The organism is Alloalcanivorax sp. C16-2 (assembly GCF_046507615.1).
Classification (GTDB): domain Bacteria; phylum Pseudomonadota; class Gammaproteobacteria; order Pseudomonadales; family Alcanivoracaceae; genus Alloalcanivorax; species Alloalcanivorax marinus_A.
Window position 1 is genome coordinate 975668 of sequence record NZ_JBKFTL010000001.1, and the last position, 19271, is coordinate 994938.

At 66.1% G+C, this 19271-nt stretch carries 22 protein-coding genes; 11 read left to right on the forward strand and 11 right to left on the reverse strand.

The window, feature by feature from the left end; genetic code table 11:
* Position 1: 1 nt before the first annotated feature.
* The gene (locus ACLD02_RS04600; protein ID WP_238400934.1) at positions 2-1219 is read right to left on the reverse strand and encodes a GGDEF domain-containing protein; all 1218 of its coding nucleotides are present in this window, start codon (positions 1217-1219) and stop codon (positions 2-4) included.
* A gap of 121 nt (positions 1220-1340) precedes the next feature.
* Positions 1341-1613, reverse strand: a complete 273-nt coding sequence (locus tag ACLD02_RS04605; RefSeq protein WP_203102880.1) for an Arc family DNA-binding protein — start codon at positions 1611-1613, stop codon at positions 1341-1343.
* A gap of 140 nt (positions 1614-1753) precedes the next feature.
* On the opposite strand from ACLD02_RS04605, the gene ACLD02_RS04610 reads away from it, so the two are divergent.
* On the forward strand, positions 1754-2704 hold the full coding sequence (locus ACLD02_RS04610) for a LysR family transcriptional regulator (protein ID WP_203102878.1): 951 nt from the start codon (positions 1754-1756) through the stop codon (positions 2702-2704).
* Between the two features lie 49 nt (positions 2705-2753).
* On the opposite strand, the gene ACLD02_RS04615 is transcribed toward ACLD02_RS04610, so the two are convergent.
* Positions 2754-3665 carry a 6-pyruvoyl trahydropterin synthase family protein gene (locus ACLD02_RS04615; protein WP_203102876.1) on the reverse strand — a complete coding sequence of 304 codons (912 nt, stop codon included), beginning with the start codon at positions 3663-3665 and terminating at the stop codon, positions 2754-2756.
* A gap of 191 nt (positions 3666-3856) precedes the next feature.
* Here ACLD02_RS04615 and ACLD02_RS04620 point away from each other — a divergent pair, with 191 nt between their 5' ends.
* The 4 genes from ACLD02_RS04620 to ACLD02_RS04635 are packed head-to-tail and all read left to right on the forward strand — an operon-like array spanning position 3857 to position 5854.
* Positions 3857-4195 carry a histidine triad nucleotide-binding protein gene (locus ACLD02_RS04620; RefSeq protein ID WP_203102873.1) on the forward strand — a complete coding sequence of 113 codons (339 nt, stop codon included), beginning with the start codon at positions 3857-3859 and terminating at the stop codon, positions 4193-4195.
* A 56-nt stretch (positions 4196-4251) separates the two neighbouring features.
* Positions 4252-4647: a hypothetical protein gene (locus tag ACLD02_RS04625; RefSeq protein ID WP_203102871.1), complete on the forward strand. Its 396-nt coding sequence runs from the start codon at positions 4252-4254 to the stop codon at positions 4645-4647.
* Positions 4648-4649: 2 nt separating this feature from the next.
* On the forward strand, positions 4650-5261 hold the full coding sequence (locus ACLD02_RS04630) for a GNAT family N-acetyltransferase (RefSeq protein WP_238400933.1): 612 nt from the start codon (positions 4650-4652) through the stop codon (positions 5259-5261).
* A complete protein-coding gene (locus ACLD02_RS04635) occupies positions 5258-5854 on the forward strand; it encodes an ACP phosphodiesterase (RefSeq protein WP_203102869.1) in 597 nt (198 codons plus the stop codon). The genes ACLD02_RS04630 and ACLD02_RS04635 overlap by 4 nt, the downstream gene beginning before the upstream one ends.
* Here ACLD02_RS04635 and ACLD02_RS04640 read toward each other — a convergent pair.
* Positions 5831-6664, reverse strand: a complete 834-nt coding sequence (locus ACLD02_RS04640; protein WP_410298055.1) for an SDR family oxidoreductase — start codon at positions 6662-6664, stop codon at positions 5831-5833. The genes ACLD02_RS04635 and ACLD02_RS04640 overlap by 24 nt on opposite strands.
* Positions 6665-6762: 98 nt before the next feature.
* Positions 6763-7611, reverse strand: a complete 849-nt coding sequence (locus ACLD02_RS04645) for an alpha/beta fold hydrolase (protein ID WP_203102865.1) — start codon at positions 7609-7611, stop codon at positions 6763-6765.
* 56 nt (positions 7612-7667) lie between these two features.
* Here ACLD02_RS04645 and ACLD02_RS04650 point away from each other — a divergent pair, with 56 nt between their 5' ends.
* Positions 7668-8060, forward strand: coding sequence for a 3D domain-containing protein (locus ACLD02_RS04650; protein WP_410298056.1), 393 nt, complete (start codon positions 7668-7670; stop codon positions 8058-8060).
* On the opposite strand, the gene ACLD02_RS04655 is transcribed toward ACLD02_RS04650, so the two are convergent.
* From ACLD02_RS04655 to ACLD02_RS04670, 4 genes are all read right to left on the reverse strand, one after another.
* On the reverse strand, positions 8057-8818 hold the full coding sequence (locus tag ACLD02_RS04655) for an SDR family oxidoreductase (RefSeq protein WP_410298057.1): 762 nt from the start codon (positions 8816-8818) through the stop codon (positions 8057-8059). The two genes, ACLD02_RS04650 and ACLD02_RS04655, sit on opposite strands and share 4 nt — an antisense overlap.
* The gene (locus ACLD02_RS04660; RefSeq protein WP_410298058.1) at positions 8815-9762 is read right to left on the reverse strand and encodes an alpha/beta hydrolase; all 948 of its coding nucleotides are present in this window, start codon (positions 9760-9762) and stop codon (positions 8815-8817) included. Before ACLD02_RS04660 ends, ACLD02_RS04655 begins: the two co-directional genes overlap by 4 nt.
* Positions 9746-11200: a flavin-containing monooxygenase gene (locus tag ACLD02_RS04665; protein WP_203102859.1), complete on the reverse strand. Its 1455-nt coding sequence runs from the start codon at positions 11198-11200 to the stop codon at positions 9746-9748. The genes ACLD02_RS04660 and ACLD02_RS04665 overlap by 17 nt, the downstream gene beginning before the upstream one ends.
* A 122-nt stretch (positions 11201-11322) precedes the next feature.
* The gene (locus ACLD02_RS04670) at positions 11323-11793 is read right to left on the reverse strand and encodes an LEA type 2 family protein (protein ID WP_203102858.1); all 471 of its coding nucleotides are present in this window, start codon (positions 11791-11793) and stop codon (positions 11323-11325) included.
* A gap of 78 nt (positions 11794-11871) precedes the next feature.
* Between ACLD02_RS04670 and ACLD02_RS04675 the strand changes: the two genes are divergently transcribed.
* On the forward strand, positions 11872-12066 hold the full coding sequence (locus tag ACLD02_RS04675) for a hypothetical protein (RefSeq protein ID WP_203102857.1): 195 nt from the start codon (positions 11872-11874) through the stop codon (positions 12064-12066).
* Between the two features lie 65 nt (positions 12067-12131).
* Positions 12132-13472, forward strand: coding sequence for a nicotinate phosphoribosyltransferase (locus ACLD02_RS04680; RefSeq protein ID WP_410298059.1), 1341 nt, complete (start codon positions 12132-12134; stop codon positions 13470-13472).
* 8 nt (positions 13473-13480) lie between these two features.
* Here ACLD02_RS04680 and ACLD02_RS04685 read toward each other — a convergent pair whose 3' ends face one another.
* Both ACLD02_RS04685 and ACLD02_RS04690 read right to left on the reverse strand, forming a co-directional pair.
* The gene (locus tag ACLD02_RS04685; protein ID WP_203102853.1) at positions 13481-14515 is read right to left on the reverse strand and encodes a phospholipase A; all 1035 of its coding nucleotides are present in this window, start codon (positions 14513-14515) and stop codon (positions 13481-13483) included.
* A gap of 9 nt (positions 14516-14524) precedes the next feature.
* Positions 14525-14713 (reverse strand): Trm112 family protein, encoded by a 189-nt coding sequence (locus tag ACLD02_RS04690; RefSeq protein ID WP_203102851.1) that lies wholly within the window; start codon positions 14711-14713, stop codon positions 14525-14527.
* Between the two features lie 249 nt (positions 14714-14962).
* Here ACLD02_RS04690 and ACLD02_RS04695 point away from each other — a divergent pair, with 249 nt between their 5' ends.
* The 3 genes from ACLD02_RS04695 to ACLD02_RS04705 all read left to right on the forward strand — a co-directional run bounded on the left by ACLD02_RS04695 (position 14963) and on the right by ACLD02_RS04705 (position 19143).
* Positions 14963-16759, forward strand: coding sequence for an acyl-CoA dehydrogenase C-terminal domain-containing protein (locus ACLD02_RS04695; protein WP_203102849.1), 1797 nt, complete (start codon positions 14963-14965; stop codon positions 16757-16759).
* Positions 16760-16908: 149 nt separating this feature from the next.
* The gene (locus tag ACLD02_RS04700; RefSeq protein WP_203102847.1) at positions 16909-17325 is read left to right on the forward strand and encodes a YbaN family protein; all 417 of its coding nucleotides are present in this window, start codon (positions 16909-16911) and stop codon (positions 17323-17325) included.
* Positions 17326-17367: 42 nt separating this feature from the next.
* Positions 17368-19143 carry an acyl-CoA dehydrogenase C-terminal domain-containing protein gene (locus ACLD02_RS04705; protein WP_410298060.1) on the forward strand — a complete coding sequence of 592 codons (1776 nt, stop codon included), beginning with the start codon at positions 17368-17370 and terminating at the stop codon, positions 19141-19143.
* Positions 19144-19271 lie beyond the last annotated feature (128 nt).

Here is a 19271-nt window from a genome sequence, read left to right on the forward strand (position 1 = left end):
CTCACAGGGCCAGCACCCGGCCCTGGTCATCCATGTAGGCCACCTGGTTGCGACCGGCGCCCTTGGCTTGATAAAGCGCCTCGTCGGCGCACTTGATCAGGGTATTGGCGTCGGCGGCCTGTTGCCCGGCACAGGCCACGCCGACGCTGATGGTCACCACCTGGCTGACCCGTGAGCCGCTGTGAGGCAGCCCCAACTGCTCGATACGGGTACGCATGCGTTCGGCGACCACCAACGCGTCCTTGAGGCTGGTGTTGGCGAGCACCACCATGAACTCCTCGCCGCCGTAGCGGGCCACGAAGTCCTTGTCGCCCTGGGTCAGGGCACGAGGAATGGACGCGATCGCCTTGAGGCACTCGTCGCCGGCCAGGTGCCCGTAGGTGTCGTTGTACTGTTTGAAGAAATCGATATCGAACAGCAGCAGGGTGACCCGCTCCTGGCCGCGCCCGAAGCCATGCAGTAGCTCATCCAGCCGGCTTTCCATGCCGCGCCGGTTGAGGCAGCCGGTCAGGCCGTCCACGGTGGCCTGACTCTCCAGGACCCGGTTGGCGGAATGCAGTTCGTCGCGGTGCTGGAACAGGACGTTCTCGGACAGGAAATGCTGGCGCAGCAGGCGCTCATAGATGTACTGGCCGAACAGGCTCATGCTGGCGCTGGACAACGACAGCAGCAACAACACCAGGGACAGCTCCTCGCTGGTGCCCCCTCCCCGATAGAGGCAGGCGGCGAGCACGCCGATCATCGCCAGGCTGCCGGTCACCGCCCAGTAAAAGGGCACCCGCAGCAGTACCGACATGAGCAGAATCGCCAGCGGCGTTTGCAGAAACAGGCTGAATGCCAACGGGTGGTTCACGGTCACCGCCATCCAATCGCCGGTGAGGGCAACCGCCATGGCCAGGGCCATGCTCATGCCATGCAGCCAGCGCCGCCATTCCCCGTGCCGCGCCACCAGCGCGGTGGCCACGGCCAGCATCAGACACAGCAGCCGTGGTCGCCAGGTGCTGGCGGCTACCTCCGGCGACAGGAAGAATTCCAGGGCCAGAGCCAGCGACAACAGCACCGCTACGTTGAGTGCCGCCCACGGCGCCACCCGCGCCACGCTGTCGCGGAAAAAGTCGGCGAAATCCCGCTCCAGGGGGGCGGGCAGGCGCAGGTGCCAGGGCAGATGGATGTCGTTGCCGCTGGGCAGCCGGCTCATCCGTTGCGATTCGTCCTTCAACTGCGTTCCATCCCTCCGACGTGCCCGCCCCATGGGCGGAAGCCATTTGTTAGGCGTACGGAAAATGTGCGTTTAAGAGTAACAGCATTGATTGGTTCAATGCGCCCCCGATGAAGGGGGCTCAGTCGAGCAGGGCGAGCAGGGCCTGGCGTTTGGCCGGGGAGAGGCCCCGGAAGCGGTCGAGCAGGTAGCGTTCTTCGTCGCCGGCGGGCACGGCCTGCCGAGCCACCGGCAGGCTGTCGGGCCAGTGCCCCAGGCTATGCTTCAAACGCGCCACGATTTCCGCATTCATACTGCGATGGCCGAGGTGGGCGGCGCTGGCGATGCGATCGCGCATACCGCCCGGAAAACGCACCACGAACTTCTCCACGCGTGGTTGCTCCTGCTGTTTCATAGTCCCTGCCGCACCTTGGGAAAAAGAGCACCATACGCATTAATTTGCTAAACGGCGATGTCCCCGGTGCCCCGTCGCTCCAGAAAGCGACCTGGTTAACAGTTAGAATTCCATCGGTTTCACGGGTTATTATTCAGACCATGAATCTCGCCAGCGCCGACCTCAATTTGCTGAAATACCTGGACGTTCTTCTGCGTGAGAAGAACGTGACCCGGGCCGCCGAGCAGCTGGGCATCACCCAGCCGGCCATGAGCAACAGCCTCAAGCGGCTGCGCCTGATGTTCGGCGACCCGTTGCTGATCCGTACCAGCGAAGGCATGACCGCCACCGATCGCGCCCAGGAGTTGCAGCCCCTGGTGCGCCAGTTGATTGCCCAGGCCGAAGCCCTGTTCACCCCGGAGGATGGTTTCCAGCCCTCGGACAGCCGGCGGGTGTTCCGCATCATGACCAGTGACTATGCCGAGGCCACATTGGTACCGCACATCGTGCGACGCCTGCGTGAAGAGGCGCCCAACGTGGTACTGGATTTCCTGACCCCTTCGGACGTGAGCTACCCGGACATGGAGCAGGGGCGGGTGGACATGGCGCTGAACCGCTTTAACGAGATTCCCGGCTCCTTCCACCAGGTGACGCTGTGGCGCGACACCTTCTCCTGCCTGCTCAACCGGGATAATCCCATCGCCGATCACTTCGACCTGGACAGCTACCTGTCGGCCCAGCACATCTGGGTGTCGAAGACCGGCTTCGGGGTGGGCTTTGGCATGAATCCGGAGAAGCTCGGCGGGCTGGGCTGGATCGACCACGCCCTGCAGCGGCTGGGCCGCAGCCGCAAGATCAGCATCTTTACCCGGCATTATCAGATGCCGGCGCTGCTGGCCATGAACAATGACCTGGTGGCCACATTGCCCAGCCGGGTGGCGCGCATGCAGGTGCAAAATGACAACCTGGTGATCAAGGCGCCGCCGTTCGAGATTCCCGAGTTCGAGCTGAAGATGGCCTGGTCGCCCCTGCTGCACCACAACACCGCGCACCGCTGGTTGCGCCGCCTGATTCAGGAAGAAACCGAGAGCATCCTGGCGCAAACCGACTGAAAAGCGGTGAACAGTTAAGAGTTAACTGTTCACCGCTTTTCAGGGCGGGTCACAGCACTGAAGAGCCGGTGAGCCAGCCGCCCTTGGCGCGGCCCGGGTTGTCCTCGCCGGCCTCGGCGATGGCGCCCTTGCCGACGCCTTCGAAGGCGCGCACGCGGAAGCGCTTGCCCGGTGCTTCCCGGGCCAGTTCACCGGCGATGTGCCCGGCCAGGTTCTCCACCGTGGAGTCGTGGTTCACCAGATAGCAGTGGTCTTCCGGGATCACCAGCTCGAAGTGGCCCTGTTCGGCATCGTAGCGGAACCGGTGGTGGGGTACTTCATCCACGTAGTAAGTGCCTTCCAGGTCTTCCTCGGTGCCGATGTAGATGTCTTCCCAGCGGTCCGCCCAGAGCTTTTCCCAGTAGCGGCTGCGGCGGCCGTTCTCGAAAATTTCGATGCCGGAACGGTGACCATGGGCAATGCGCTGGCAATTGCCGTCGTGTTTCTTGAGACCGTGGGAGTAATGGTAGAAAGGCGCCGTGCCGGTGTCCTCCTCGCGCAGAATCACGCGTACCTCGGCGACATTGGACGGCACCGTCTCCCGGATCAGCTCCATCAGGTAGAGCGTCACGCCGGCCTTGGAAATCTCCATGCCTGGCAGGCTCAGTACCGCCGCCGCCGGCGATACCATGCGAATTTCGCCGGCCAGATAACGCCAGGCCAGGCTCAGGTGCCCGTCGTCACGCTCGTGCAGGTCGAGCTGTTCGCTGTCGCGGGGCACCAGCAACCGGTGGTCGACGCGCTCGTCGACGGTGCGTTTAACGGTTTTCTTGATGTGGCCGAAGTCGAACACCATGCCCTGGGCGTCCAGTTCACCGGACAGCTCCAGATCCACGATCCACGACTCGCCCACCATGCCGCGCTTGGCGTGGAGATAGGAAAAATCCACCACGGTCAGGTTTTCAACGAACAACGTGGCCATAAGGTCTCGTCGGTTTAGAGGGTGGGTGAAGTCAAGGCGCCATTATAGTCAGTCGGGCGCCGTGGACTCACCCCGGGTTTTGTAAATTGCTGGTGCCGCATGGTCGGGGTGTGATCGGGATCATGATCGACGTGAAGGCCGGCGTGTTCTATCGTTGGGCCTTTCCGATCCTGGCAGGCTGGAGACAGGCCATGAGCGAAACGATTTTTTCCAAGATCATCGACCGGGAGATTCCCGCCGATATCATTTACGAGGATGACCAGTGCCTGGCGTTCAGGGACATCAACCCCCAGGCACCCACCCATTTCCTGGTGATCCCCCGGAAACCGATCCCCAAGCTGTCCGATGCGCAAGGGGAAGACAAGGAACTGCTTGGGCATCTGCTGCTGGTGGCCGGTCAGGTGGCCGCCGAGCAGGGGCTGGAGGACTTCCGCCTCAACGTGAACAATGGCGCTGGCGCCAGCCAGACCGTGTTCCACCTGCATGTGCACGTGTTGGGTGGCCGGCCCTTTTCCTGGCCGCCGGGCTGAATTCCCCGCCCGGGCACCATGGACACGACGAACAATAATAATCAGGAGTGCGTGCGATGAAGCGATGGATGATTCCTCTTCTCTCCCTTTCCCTGGCCGCCCCGGTGCTGGCGGTGCCGCCGGAGAACCCGGATCAGGTGAAGGGAATGATCAACGATCTGGAAACCCTGGCGGGCCAGGGCCGTGCCCTCAAGAGCGGCCATGATCCGGCGGACCCGGCGGCGGTAACGGCATGCCGGGCGGAGCACGGTGCCCTTCACGACCGGGCCGTGGCCCTGCGTGATGGCGCCGCCACGCTGCCACAGCTGGCCTACCGGGTGAATCTGACCATGGCGGCCAGTGCCGCCGTGGCCTGCGTGGCCTGCGACCAGGGCGCCGACAAGTGCGACGCCGTGGCGCCGGCTTTGGAGCGGGTGCGCCACCAGATGAACACCCCACCCGCCAAGGAGTGACCATGGAAAGCATGGCCAAGGATCGTTGGATCGAACCGGTGGTTCTGGAAGGGGAACGGGTGTGCCTGGAACCGCTGAGCCAGGCCCACGCCGGCGACCTGGCCGACGCCTGCCGTGACGGTGAACTGTGGAAGCTCTGGTACACCTTCGCCCCGGCGCCGGAACGGGTCGGTGATTACATCGCCACGGCCCTGGCCGGTCGGGAGCACGGCGAGATGCCGTTCGCGGTGCGCCACAAGGACAGCGGCCGGGTGGTGGGCAGCACCCGCTTCTTCCGTGTCGACGAGGACAACCGTCGCCTGGAGCTGGGGCATACCTGGTATGCGCGCCGCTGCCAGCGCACCGGGCTGAACACCGAGTGCAAGTGGCTGCTGCTGCGCCATGCTTTCGAGACCCTGGATGCGATCGCCGTGGAGTTGCGCACGCACTGGCACAATCGCGCCTCGCGGTCGGCCATCGCGCGGCTCGGCGCCAAGCAGGACGGCGTGCTGCGCAACCACACCATCAGCGCCGACGGGGTCTACCGGGATACCGTGGTGTTCTCGATCATCAACCACGAATGGCCGGCGGTGCGCCAGAACCTGCGCTTCCTGATGGAGCGGGGCGGCCGGTGAACTACTTCGCCCACCTGGCGCTGGCGCGGCCCACGCCGGCTTCCAAGGTCGGTAATCTGTTGGGTGATTTCATGCGCGGGGTGCGCGAGGAAGAGCTGCCGCCGCCGGTACGTCAGGGGTTGCGCAACCACCGGCTGGTGGACCGCGTCACCGATGGACACCCGCCGGTGCGTGACAGCCGCCGGCTGTTCGCCGCCCCGCGGCGCCGTTTCGCCGGGGTGGCCCTGGATGTTCTGTTCGATCACTTCCTGGTGCGCCACTGGGAACGCTTCCACGATCACGACCTGGACACCGCCCTGGATCACGACTATCGCTTGCTGCGCGCCGGCGAACCGTTAATGCCGGCGGACATGCGCGCGGTGGTGGAACGCATGGTCAGCCAGGACTGGATTCGTCGCTACGCGGAGCTGGACACCGTGGGCCGGGCGCTGGACCGGATCGCCGCCCGGGTGCGCTTCGCCAACCGCTTCCAGGGCTGCCAGACGGACATCGAGCGCCACTACCGGGAGTTGGAAGCGGTGTTCCTGGACCTTTACCCACGCCTGCAACGGGCGGTGGCCGAGCAGGCTCTAGAGCGGGTTGATGCCCAGTAGCGCCATGCTGTCCTGATAAAGCCGTTCCGCCACTTTCTTGTTGCGTGCCCGGGGCGACCGGGCGGCGGGGCCCTTGGCGTCGAAGTAGCCGCCGGTAACGCCGTCCAGAGCCGGGTCCATGGCCAGCCGTGCCGGCAGCCGCGCGGCTTTCTCCGGGGTGGTCAGGGTGGGGCGGATCAGCTTCATCAGCGGCTCCGGTACATGCCGGAAAATGGGGGTGTCGACGCCGCCGGGGTGCAGGGCGTTGCTGGTGATGTCCTGGCCGGCCAGGCGCTGGGCCAGCACATCACTGAACAGAATGTTGCCCAGCTTGGACTGGCCGTAGGCGTCCATCACCAGGTAGGGCCGGCGCCCGCGCCAGGTGCGGGAATTGATGCGCCCCAGCCAGTGGGCCACCGAGGCCACATGCAACACCCGGGCGCCGGGTCGTTGCTGCAGCAGTGGCAGCAGCAGGTGGGTGAGCAGCACCGGGGCAAGATAATTGACCCCGAACTGCATCTCGAAGCCGTCGGCGGTGAATTGCTGGCGGCTGGGCACCACGCCGGCGTTGTTGATCAGCACGTCCAGCCCGTCCAGTTCATCGTTGAGGCGGCGGGCGCAGCCGCGCACCTTGGTGAGATCCGCCAGATCCAGCTCGAACAGCCGTACCCGGGCATCGGGCTGGTTGTTCTTGATGCGTGCCAGGGCCGCCTGGCCCTTACTCTGGTCGCGGCAGGCGAGGATCACCTCCGCCCCCTGTTCCGCCAGTTGCTCGGCGGTGCACAGACCAATGCCGGAATTGCCGCCGGTGATCAGAACCCGTTTACTCATGGTGTCGCGGTCTCCTTTCCGTCGTGGGAATGAACAGGCCTCACAAGCCTAGCAAATTCGGCGCCAGTTACCGGGACAGTAACGCCGGCCCGGGGCCGTCATTCCGGCAACTCCGTCGTCGCCGGCAGCCAGGCGAGAATGGCATCCACCACTTGGGGCCAGTGCCGTCCCTGCAGCAGAAGGTGCGGGCCGTTCGTGAAGAAGCGGTAGGCGCCGTGATCGCCCAGGTGTGCGTTGAGGCGCCGGATGCCCACCGCCGGCACCGAGGTATCCTGGCCGCCATACAGCACCAGGGTGGGAAGGGAGAGCGCCGGCGCCGCGTCACTGGCGTCGTCGGCCAACAGGATCAGGCCCCGGTAGGCATCCAGGCGCACCCGCCGCATCACCAGCGGGTCCTCGGCCAGACGGCGGGCGGCCCCGGGGGCGAGCTTCGGGTCGTCCGGTGGCCGGGCTACCTTGAGCCGGTAGCCCGGCGCCACGGTGGCCGCGGCGGCGATCAGAACATTCCAGCCGTAGCGCAGTCGAATCCCTTCACGCACCGCCGGCGCGGCGAGGATCAGCCCGTCCAGGGGCAGATCCGGGTGGCGGGCCGCCACCAGCATGGCCACCGCGCCGCCCAGACTCTCGCCGAGCAGGTACAGGGGGCGATCAGGATAACGGTCCGCCAGCCGCCGGGTCAGCGCGGCGGCGTCGTCCACCAGCCGGGCCTCGCCGGCCCAGTGATCGTCGAGGTTTCGGCCGCCAAAGCCGGCCTGGTCGAAGGCATACACGCTGTAGCCGGCTTCGGCCAGGGCGGGGGCCGCCAGATTGAAGGCGGCGGCGTGGTCGCCGAAACTGTGCAAAGCGACAATCACGCCGCGCGGCTCGCCGGTCGCCGCCCACACCCGGGGTTCCGCCGGGGGCGGGGTGGGCGGCGCGCCGGCGCACGCGGAAAGAAGCAGCAGCATCAATGGGTACCAGAGGGAACGTAGCGATGTCATCGACGCAGTCTGACGAAAGCCGGGTGAAGAGCGGGTTCAGGGTGTTGGGCCTGGCGGCGTTGCTGCTCGCTTGTGGGCCGGTGGTGGCGGATTCCTTCGAGGAGGAGGCCAGCGTCACCGCCACGGCCTTCAATTCCCTGCCCGGCCAGGGCGCCGGTGATGATCACAGCCTGGCGGCCTGGGGCGACACCCTGGTGCCCGGCATGAAAGCCATCGCCGTGTCCCGGGATCTGCTCGGCCAGGGGCTGGATTACGGCACCCCGGTTCGCATCGAGGGCCTGGACGGCATTTGGTACGTGCGCGACAAGATGCACCGGCGCTGGCGCAACAAGATCGATATCTACATGGGCGAGGACCGCGACGCCGCCCTGGAGTGGGGCCGGCGCCGGGTCACCATCCAGTGGGACGAGGATTAGGGCCGGCTCAGCCAGCGCATCAGTTCCCGGGTGGCCCAGCGCGGCGTCAGCTTTTCCATCAGCACGGTGAGCCGGAACGGCAGCCCCACCGGGGTGTGCACCCGGTCGCTGCCCAGGGCGCGCTCCGCCGCCGCCGCGATTTCCTCGGCGCTCAGCTTCACTCCCATCCGCTTGACCACCGGCGCCTGGAAGGCCTGGTCGCGGACCATGGGCGTGTCCACGAACGGTGGCATCAGGTCCTGCACGCGGATGCCGTGGCGGCGCCATTCCAGGTCCAGGGCCTCGGTGAGGCCGCGCACCGCGAACTTGGACGCTGAATACACCGCCAAGTGCGGCACGCCGTAAAGCGCCGAGGCGGAGCTCATGTTCAGCACGTGGGGCCGGTCGGCCCCTTTCAGGTGCGGCAGGCAGGCCAGGCACATATTGAGGGTGCCCTGCACGTTGATCTCCAGGGTGCGACGGTGCAGCTCCGGGTCCACGTCTTCCACGAACCCCATGCGCAGGATGCCGGCGCCATTGAACAGCACGTCCAAGCCGCCGGCCTCGGCCGCGAAGGCATCCGCCGCCGCCTGGCAGGCTTGCGCGTCGCGCACGTCCAGGGCGCGGCTCCAGACGCGCTCCCCCATTTCCGCCCGCAGGGCGGTCAGCGCCTGGTCGTTGACGTCCAGCAACCCCACCGACCAGCCCCGGGAATGAAAACGGCGGGCGGTGGCCTGGCCGATACCGCTGGCCGCGCCAGTGATCAGGATACGGCTCATGGCGCGCCTCGCGTGGCGCCGGCCAGGTGGCCGCTCAGGAAAGCCTGGATGTCCGCCAGCGCCCGGTCGGCGTCGGCGAGCACGCCGCCGTGCAGTTGGAACACATGCCAGCGACCGGGGAAGCACTGGTAGCGGGCTTCGGTATCGGCCTCGTCCAGGGCCTCCGCCAACCGTTCGCTGTCGGCGCGCAGGATCTCATCGCCCCCGCACTGAATCAGCAACGGCGGCAGGCCGTTGAGGTCACCGTGCAGGGGCGAGGCGGCGGGGTGGTCCCGGCGTCCGCGGGCATAGGCGTCGGCGGCGGCGTTCAGCCAGGGCAGGCTGAGCATGGCCTCGCCTTCCGCCTTCTCCGGTGTATTCGCCAGGGTCAGGTCCACCCACGGCGAGAGCAGTACGCCCGCCGCCGGCGGTGGCAGGGTGGCGCCGTCACGCAGGTGCTGCAGGAACGCCAGGCTCAGACCGCCGCCGGCGGAATCGCCGGCTACCGCCATGCGCGCCGGGTCATGGTCCTGCTCCAGAAGGGCGCGGTATACGGTGATGGCATCGTCCAGGGCCGCCGGACAGGGGGCTTCCGGCGCCAGCCGGTAGTCCACCACCACCACGGTGGCGTCCAGATCCCGGGCCAGGCGGGTGGTCAGGGCGCGGTGGGTGCCCGGGCCGCCGCTGACGTAGCCGCCACCGTGCAGGTAGAGCAGCGTGGCGGCGCGGCCTTCGCCCACCACTTCCACCGGCACGCCGCCGAAGCGCGCGTGGCGACGCGGCACGCCCCGGGCGGGCAGGGTGGCGCGGGCCACCGTGGCCAGCCAGCGCCGTTGCAGGCCGACCGGCGCGCGCGCCTGGAAAGCGGGGCTGAGCAGGGTTTTCAGGCTGCCGCGCAGGGTGGCGGCGATCAGGCGTTGTGACGGGGTTTCCGTCACGCCGCCCTGTTCACGGATGCAACTCATAATCGCGAGGGTCCAGTCGTCGGGTGCGGTGCCGGTAACGGAAGGTGAAACCGGGCCAGTTGTTGGTGTTCTTGCCGCTTTCGGTCTTGTACCAGCTGTCGCAGCCTTGTCCCCAGACGCTGTCGCGCAGGCGCGCCTGGATCTCCCGGTTGAAGCGGTCCTGTACCTGAGCGGTTACTTCCAGGCCACCCACGCCGGGGCGCTCCAGCTCCTCCAGGGCGCTCAGCACATAGCTGATCTGGGACTCCAGCATGTAGACGATGGAGTTGTGACCCAGGTTGGTGTTGGGGCCGTACAGCATGAACAGGTTGGGGAAGCCGTGCACGGTGATGCCCAGGTAGGCCTCGGCGCCGTCTCGCCAGGCCTGGTTCAGATCCCGGCCCTGACGGCCCAGGATGGTCATCGGCGCCAGGAAATCGGTGGCCTGGAAGCCGGTGCCGAAAATCAGCACGTCGGCGTCGTGGTGGTGGCCGTCCGTATCCACGAGGCCGGTTTCGTCCACCGCCGCCACGCCGCCGGTGTGTACCTCGATGCCGAAGCGTTCGATGGCCTGGAAGTAATCGTTGGAGATCAGGATGCGCTTGCAGCCCATGGGGTAATCCGGGGTCAGCTTCTCGCGCAGCACGGGGTCGCTGATGGTGCGCCGCAGGTAGCGCTGGAACAGCCACTGATAGACCTTCATCACCCCCTGCAGGGCGGTGAAGCCCAGTACCCGGGTTTCGTTCTGGGCATAGACCCGGGCCCGGTCCAGCGTCTGCAGCCAGGGCAACCGGGCCATCAGCCGCTGCTCCAGGGGGGAGTAGGGGCGGTCCGGTTTGGGGATCACATAGGCGGCGGAGCGCTGGAACAGCTTCACCTTGCGCGCCTGCCTGGCCACCTCCGGCACGAACTGGATGGCGCTGGCGCCGGTACCCACCACCGCCACCGTCTTGCCGGCCAGGTCCGCGTCGTGGTCCCAGCGGGCGCTGTGGAAGGCCGGCCCCTGGAAACGCTCCAGCCCCGGTACCCGGGGCCAGGCCGGCCGGTTCAACTGGCCGGTGGCGGTGATCAGGGCGCGGGCGGTGAGCTCGCCCTGGTCGGTGACGATCCGCCACAGGCCGGCGTCCTCGTCGAAGCGCGCCTCGCGCACCTCGGTGCCCAGGCGCAGATGGCGTTCCAGGTCATGATCCCGGGCGCAGCGCTTCAAATAATCGAGAATCTCCGCCTGGGGCGCGAAGCGGCGTGACCAGTCGAACTTACGGGCGAAGGAAAAGGAATACAGATGGGATGGCACGTCACAGGCGGCGCCAGGGTAGGTGTTGTCCCGCCAGGCGCCACCGACCTGGCCCGCTTTCTCGAGAATCACCAGCGAATGCCGGCCCCGTTTTTTCAACTCGATGGCCATGCCCAGGCCGCCGAAGCCGGCGCCAATGATCGCCACCTGAAAATCCGCTTGCATGGAAGGGTCCCTGCCAGAAAACCTTACTCTAGCCCGCCGGCCGGCGCCGGGGGATGACCGTAACGCTCGACCGGGTGGCCGCCCTGGTCAGGTCGCGGCTCCGGGGCCGGCGTGGGGTGGTTTTATCGCAGTGGCACCGTGTCCGGTAGCCGGAACTCGCCGCGCTGATCGAAGCTCAGCGGCAGGGCCAGACCCTGGACCCGGGCGGTGCCCTTGATCCGGTAGTCCAGCGGCGCGCCGGGGTCCTGTTGCAAGGCTTTCAACTTGCTCAGGGTCTGCATCAGGCTGGTGGTGATGCGGGTGCTTACCAGGGCGTCGCCCATGGCGGGCAGGGTCACCTTGTCGCCGGTCAGGCCGCGCGCCAGCTTCTCGCCATTGACGAACAGTTCATAGTCCAGGCTTTTCAGGGTCAGATCCCGGTCATTGGGGTTGCGCGCGCGCAGTACCACCTGCCACTGTTGCTCGAACACGCTGACCTGCTCCAACCGGAGGCTGGAGAGGTTCACCTCCGGGGCCTCCAGGCCGCTCAGTGTCTGGCAGGCGCCAAGCAGTAACAGCAGCCCCAGAACGCCGCATCGGGCCAGGATTCGCATAGTTATCTCCGTGTAGTGATGAGAGAACCCCCGCCGCCGGATGATACCGTACGGGGGCGGCAATACCAGGAACCGATCATGAACCGCTTCACCATTGAATGTCGCCAGGGCGACATCGCCAACCAGACCGACATGGACGCGCTGTCCACCGGCGCCTTCGGCTATCCGCTGGCCGAGGCGGCGCGCATCGCGGTGACCACGGTGGCCGCGGAGGGCGCCGCCCTGGCCGCCCACCGGGCGGTGCTGGATGAACGGCCCGGTCACCGGGCTTGAAAAGCGCCGCCGGCGGAGCAATTGATGGCGGTATCGCAACGACTGTGTAGCCAAAGGAAGCGCCGATGACCGCTGTCTGGCCGCGGGTGGACGAACTGGGTCTGCTCACCGATCTGTACGAACTGAACATGGCCCAGGCCTATCACCTGGATGGCAAAAAGGGCGAGGCGCTGTTCAGCCTGTTCTACCGGGTGCTGCCCGGGCAGCGCAATTACGTGGTGGCCTGCGGCCAGGAGCACGCCGCCCGGCTGATCACCGAACTGCGGTTCCCGGAGGAGCAGGTACGCCGGCTGGCGCCGCTGGGGTTCCGCGCGGAGTTCCTCGACTGGCTGGCGGATTTCCGCTTCAGTGGCGAGGTGCGGGCGTTGCCGGAGGGGGCTCTGGTGTTTCCCCAGGAGCCGTTGCTGGAGCTGCGTGCCCCGGTGGCCGAGGGGCAGTTGCTGGAAAGCCTGCTGATGAATTACGTGAACCTGGAAACCCTGCTCGCCTCCAAGGCCGCCCGGGTGGTGCGCGCCGCCGCCGGCACGCCGGTGCTGGATTTCGGCATGCGTCGCATGCACGGCCTGGAAGCGGCCTGGCGTAGCGTGCGTGCCTACCGGGTGGCGGGCATCGGCGCCACCAGTAACGTACTCGGTGGGCTCAGTTTCGACCTGCCCCTGCGCGGCACCATGGCCCACTCCTACATCCAGTCTTTCGACCGGGAAATCGACGCCTTCCGGCGCTATGCCCGGGACTACCCCGGCACCACCCTGCTGGTGGATACCTATGACTGCCTGGCGGCGGTGGACAAGGTGATTAGCCTGGTGCGCGAGGAGGGGCTCGAGGTGGGCGCCGTGCGTATCGACTCCGGTGACCTGGTGGCCCAGGCCCGCGCCGTCCGGGACAAGCTCGACGGCGCCGGCCTCGATGGCGTGAGGGTGGTGGTCAGCGGTGGCCTGGACGAATGGAAAGTGGCCGCCCTGGTGGCCTCCGGCGCCCCCATCGATGGTTTCGGCGTGGGCACGGAAATGGGCTCGGTGGCCGATGCCCCGTCCCTGGATTTCGCCTACAAGCTCACCGAATACGACGGGCGCCCGCGTCTTAAGGCATCGCCGGGCAAGCCGGTTTACCCCAGCGCCAAGCAGGTGTGGCGACAATACGACGGCGAAGGCCGGTTGGTGGGCGACGAGATCACCGCCGCCCACGAGGAGCGCCATGGCGAGCCTCTGCTGCGGACCGTGGTGGCCGGCGGCGAGCCGGTGGTACCGCCGCCGGACCCGGACGCCGCCCGCGAACGCCTGCGCCGGGAGCTGGCTTCGCTGCCGGCGCCTCTGCTCGGTACCGACCGGGCCGACACGCCCTATCCGGTGACGTTCAGCGAGGCCCTGGAGAACCTGCGCCGGCGTACCCTGGACAGCCTGCCCTGAGCGGCCCTCTAGAGCGTATCGGTGAGCAGGATGCCCAGGCTGAAGCGGGTCTCGTAGTCGTCGTAGTTGATCATTGAGTCGCCATAGCCGGTGAACACCTGCACCAGCCCCTTGAAGCGCTCGTTGATGGGGTAGGAGTAATTGATGCGACCTGCGCCCTTGTTATCCGAGCGCAGGTTGTTGCGCAGCATCACCTCCACCACATGGTTGCCGAAGGCGCGCGACACCTCCAGCTCGAAATGGCCCATGTATTTTTCCATGTCCGGGTTGTTGTCGCCGCGCGGATCCAGGGGATAGTCCTTGTCATCCTCGGGAATCCGGTACCAGGGCATGAACGACACGTAATACTGGCCGATTTGCGAAATATGGCGCACGTAGAGCCGGTTCCAGCTTCGTGAGGTGGGCTCGTCCCGACCGTTGGAATCATGGCGGAAGCCAAAGGCCATCAACTCCGTCTTCACCGGCCCCAGCTCCCAGTTCATCGGCTTGGCGACGAAGATCTCCGGCGTGAAGTTGATTTCCCGGAACGGGCTCGATTCGCTTTTGTTGTAGGCCTGCCAGAAGAACAGGCCGGTGAACGCCATATACAGAGTGCTGCCGTTCCAGAAGTCATCGTAGAGCGGTGCCTTCAGCGAAATCTGGAATTTGACCTCCTCGGAGTCCAGGTTCTGGCCCTGGCGGTCCGGGTCATTCCACTGAGGGTTGGACCAGTGGCTGTAGGGCAGCAGGTAGTTGCGCCGGTGCGGGGTGATCACAAAGGGGTTGTCCTGGCTGGAGCGTTCCAGAGCCAGGCGGGTGCGCAGGGCGTCCTCGTGAGCGGAGCGCTTTTCGGGCTTCTCCTTGTCCTCGAGGCACCAGCCGCGCAACTGGGCGGCGGTGATGTTATCGTCGGCGTCCCGGGCGGCGCGCAGCAGGCAATCGTTCTGCTTCTGCTCGGCGGTCATGGTCTGATCGGCTTCCGGTACCGGAGCCTGGTCGCCGGACTCGGCGGCATGCAGGGGCGCCGCCAGGGCCAGCAGCAGGGCGAACAGCGAGCGGGGCATGGACGGTCCTTACAGTGAGCGCAGCTCGTCTTCGCCGAGCGCGCGGGCTTCTTCCTCCAGCATCACCGGGATGCCGTCTCGTACCGGGTAGGCGAGGCCGCTGGCCTTGCATTTGAGTTCCTCGCGCTGCTCGTCGTAGATCAGCGGTGCCTTGCTGACCGGGCAGACCAGGATGTCCAGCAGATTGGGGTCGATCATGGGGGTACTCCTGTGGGCGAACCCAAGAATAAGAGGCCTTCGGAGGCGGACTATACCAGCCTTGTCCGACAAAAGTGATTTCAAACGCTTGTTTGACTTATGGGTCACAAATAGTTGTGGGCAGCGCCTCCAGGGCACGGCTACCATTTCAATCCCTGACGATGGACCCGCCCCGCCCGCTGTTTTCCTCTCAGCCCGTTCCGGGGCCGGTTTTCCCGCTTACCACAGAGTGTTTTAGGGAGACCTGACATGCCCGAATACAAAGCTCCCCTGCGCGACATGCGTTTCGTGCTCAACGAGGTTCTGGATCTGGATGGCCACTACGCCAAGCTGGGTCTGGAAGAGGTGAACAGCGAACTGCTCAACGCCTTCCTTGAGGAAGGCGCCAAGTTCGCCGAAAACGAACTGGCACCCCTGAACCGCTCCGGCGACGAGGAAGGCTGCCACTTCGAGGATGGCGTGGTGACCACGCCGAGCGGCTTCAAGGAAGCCTATGCCAAGTACGTGGAAGGTGGCTGGCCGGCCATCAATGGCGACCCGGAATTCGGCGGCCAGGGCCTGCCCGGCTCCTCCAGCATCGCCATCTCCGAAATGACCGGCACCGCCAACTGGTCCTGGAGCATGTATCCGGGCCTGTCCCACGGCGCCGTGGCCACCATCGAGGAGCACGGCACCGATGAGCAGAAGAACGCCTACCTGCCGAAGCTGACCAGCGGTGAATGGACCGGCACCATGTGCCTCACCGAGCCGCACTGCGGCTCCGACCTGGGCATCCTGAAAACCAAGGCCGAGCCCAACGCCGACGGCAGCTACAGCATCACCGGCACCAAGATCTTCATCTCCGCCGGCGAACACGACATGGCCGAGAACATCGTCCACATCGTGCTGGCGCGCCTGCCGGACGCCCCCAAGGGCACCAAGGGCATTTCCCTGTTCATCGTGCCCAAGTTCCTCACCGACGGAAACGGCGGTGTGGGCGAGCGCAACGGCGTGACCTGCGGCTCCATCGAACACAAGATGGGCATCAAGGCCTCCGCCACCTGCGTGATGAACTTCGACGGCGCCACCGGCTACCTGATCGGCCCGGAAAATAAAGGTCTGAACTGCATGTTCACCTTTATGAACTTCGCTCGTCTCGGTACCGCCATCCAGGGCGTGGCCCATGCCGAACTGGGCTTCCAGGGTGGCCTGGCCTACGCCAAGGAACGCCTCGCCATGCGCAGCCTGTCCGGCCCGAAAAACCCGGACGGCCCGGCGGACCCGATCATCGTGCACCCGGATGTGCGCCGCATGCTGCTCACCTCCAAGGCGTTCGCCGAAGGCGGTCGCGCGCTGGTCTACCTGTGCGCCCAGCTCGGCGACCAGGTGAAGCTGGCCCGCGACGACGCCGAGCGTGAACAGGCCCACGATCTGATGGCTCTGCTCACCCCGATCGCCAAGGCATTCGTCACCGAAGTCGGTCTGGAAGCGGCCAACCACGGCGTGCAGATCTATGGCGGCCACGGCTTCATCCGCGAATGGGGCATGGAGCAGAACGTGCGCGACGCGCGCATCTCCACCCTGTACGAAGGCACCACCGGCATTCAGGCGCTGGACCTGCTGGGCCGCAAGGTGATGATGACCCAGGGGCAGGCGCTGCGGAACTTCACCAAGATCGTGCACAAGTTCTGTGAGGCCCAGGCCGATAACGGTGAGCTCAAGGAACTGATCGACCCGGTGGCGGCTTACAACAAGGAGTGGGGCGAGCTGACCCAGGCGATCGCCATGCAGGCCATGCAGAACCCGGACTACGTGGGCGCCGCCTCGGTGGACTACCTGATGTACTCCGGCTACGTGACCCTCGGCTACCTGTGGGCGCGCATGGCCGCCAAGGCCCAGGAGCAACTGGCCGCCGGCACCGGCGACGAGGACTTCTACAAGGCCAAGATCAGCACCGCCCGCTTCTACATGAAGCGCATCCTGCCGCGCGCGGCGGGTCATAAGGGCGCCATCGAAGGCGGTCTCGACTGCATGATGGAACTGGACGCGGAACACTTCGCGTTCTGATCCGGCGCCCTTCGGCGACCCTGAAAAACCCCGCTCCGGCGGGGTTTTTTATGGACGGATGGCCGCGCCGTTGATCGCGGCTGAAGCCGCTCCTACGGCACCTCGTGACGGGGTCCGCCATCGCCGGCTTTATGTTTTATACTGCCGGCATGTTGCGTACTTTGTTATGGCGGAGTCTGGCGCTTCTCTGCGTGGCCCTCGGGCTGATTGGCGTGGTGGTGCCGGGCATGCCGACCACCGTGTTCATGCTGATCGCCGCCTGGGCGGGAACCCGGGGCTGGCCACGCCTGGAGACCTGGCTGGTTAGCCATCCACGCTTCGGGCCGCCGATCGTGCTGTGGCGCGAACAGCGCGCCATGTCCCGCCGGGCCAAGTGCGCCGCTTCCACGGTGATGCTGATCAGCGTCGCCATCATCGCCGTTTCCCCGGCGCCCAACGTGGTGAAAATCGGCGTGCCATTGTTCTTGTGCGGGCTGCTGTTGTGGATGTGGCGTCGGCCGGAACCGACCCCGGAGGATGAACGGCGGGTCACAAATAAACATTTACGGCCCGTTCGCCGGGACTAAACTATCCTCCCGCAACGCAAGCCAGCTTCGGGAGATTCACCAATGGCCACCTACAAAGCGCCGCTGGAAGACATGCGGTTCATTCTGAACGACGTGTTCCAGGCCGACCAACTCTGGGCGTCCATGAGCGCCACCGCCGACGTGACCCGGGATCTGTCCGACGCCATCCTGGACGAGGCGGGCAAGATGGTGGAGAACCTGCTGTTCCCGCTCAACCGTGACGGTGACGAAGAGGGCTGTCACTTCGACAACGGCCAGGTCACCACCCCGAAAGGCTTCAAGGAAGCGTTCAAGACCTACGCCGAAAATGGCTGGACCGCCTTCTCCGGCAATCCGGAATTCGGCGGCCAGGGCATGCCCAAGTCGCTGGCGGTGCTGTTCGAGGAAATGATGCACAGCGCCAACTCCTCGTTCGCGCTCTATCCCGCGCTCACCAACGGCGCCACCCTGTGTCTGGATGCCCACGCCAGCGATGAGCTCAAGCAGGCCTACCTGCCCAAGCTTTACAGCGGCGAATGGAGCGGCACCATGTGCCTGACCGAGCCGCACTGCGGCACCGACCTGGGCATCATGCGTTCCAAGGCGGTGCCCGCCGATGATGGCTCCTACGCGATCTCCGGTACCAAGATCTTCATCACCGGCGGCGAGCACGACCTGGTGGACAACATCATCCACCTGGTGCTGGCCAAGCTGCCGGACGCGCCCGCCGGGTCCAAGGGCATCTCCCTGTTCCTGGTGCCCAAGTTCCTGCCCGACGCCGACGGCAATCCGGGCGAGCGCAACGGCGTGGCCGCCGGTTCCATTGAGCACAAGATGGGCATCAAGGGCTCCGCCACCTGCGTGATGAATTTCGACGACGCCAAAGGCTGGCTGATCGGCGAGCCCAACCAGGGCCTGGCCGCCATGTTCACGATGATGAACTACGAGCGCCTGTCCATCGGTATCCAGGGCCTGGGCCTGGGCGAGGTTAGCTACCAGAGCGCCGCCGACTACGCCCGCGAGCGCCTGCAGGGCCGCGCCGCCACCGGCGTCCAGAACGAAGGCGGCAACGCCGATCCGATCATCGTGCACGGGGACGTGCGCCGCATGTTGCTGACCATGCGCGCCCTCAACGAAGGTGGCCGCGCCCTCTCCACCTACGTGGGCATGGAGTTGGATAAAGCCAAGTTCTCCGAGGATGACGCCGAGCGCAAGGCCGCCCAGGACCGGGTGGCGCTGATGACCCCCATCGCCAAGGCGTTCTTTACCGATCGCGGCTTCGAGACCACCGTGCTCGGCCAGCAGGTATTCGGTGGCCACGGCTATGTGCGTGAGTGGGGCATGGAGCAGTTCGTGCGCGACTGCCGCATCTCGCAGATCTACGAAGGCACCAACGGTATCCAGGCGCTGGACCTGGCCGGCCGCAAGGTGACCCGCAATGGCGGCAAGTACGTGGACGCCTTCCTGGCCGACGTGCGCGCCTGGATCGATGACAACGCCAACCAGCAGGGCCTGGACAGCATCCGCGAACGGCTGGTGGCCGCCGTGGACCTTCTGGAAAGCACCACCGCCGAGCTGCTGCGCCAGGCCGGCGACAACCCGGACACGGTCAACGCCAGCGCGGTGGAGTACCTGGACCTGTTCGGCTACGTCACCTACGCCTGGCTGTGGGCGCGCATGATGGTCACCGCCACGCAACGGGACGACGACTTCGGCCGCGCCAAGGTCACCGTCGGCCGCTTCTACTTCGAGCGCCTGCTGCCCCGCGCCGGCGCCCTGGCCGAGCAGATCAAGGCCGGGCCGGCCACCATGATGGGGCTGGATCAGGACCTGTTCTGATCGCTTGAATAACGGCTGGCCGTTGCCACCATGGGAACCTCGCTGGATGGTTCCGGTGGGGGCGATGGTTTATCGCGGCTGAAGCCGTTCCTAGGGAGGCAAGGAATGCCCCACTGTAGGAGCGGCTT